Source organism: Acetobacter fabarum (assembly GCF_040702925.2).
Classification (GTDB): domain Bacteria; phylum Pseudomonadota; class Alphaproteobacteria; order Acetobacterales; family Acetobacteraceae; genus Acetobacter; species Acetobacter fabarum_B.
Map to the genome: position 1 here is coordinate 1 of NZ_JBFCXX020000068.1, position 287 is coordinate 287.

Genomic DNA, 287 nt, shown 5'->3' on the forward strand with positions numbered 1-287 from the left:
GTGGGGTCCACCTCTCCGTTCATCGGGCTGTTCGGCACGGTCTGGGGCATCTACCACGCACTCACCGCCATCGGCATTGCCGGTCAGGCGTCCATCGACAAGGTTGCAGGTCCTGTGGGGGAATCCCTGATCATGACCGCCATTGGTCTGGCGACAGCCGTGCCTGCGGTGCTGGGGTACAACCTGCTGGTGCGCCGCAACAAGGGGGCCATGGATCAGGTGCGCGACTTTGCCGATGACCTGCAGTCCATCCTGATCGGTGGCGTGCGCCATGGTGCGGCGGCGGA

The 287-nt window shown here is 65.2% G+C and carries 1 protein-coding gene; it reads left to right on the plus strand.

Annotated features, from left to right (window positions below; genetic code table 11):
* A partial coding sequence (locus tag AB2L51_RS15125) for a MotA/TolQ/ExbB proton channel family protein (RefSeq protein ID WP_400922645.1) occupies positions 1 to 287 on the plus strand: 287 nt, incomplete at both ends.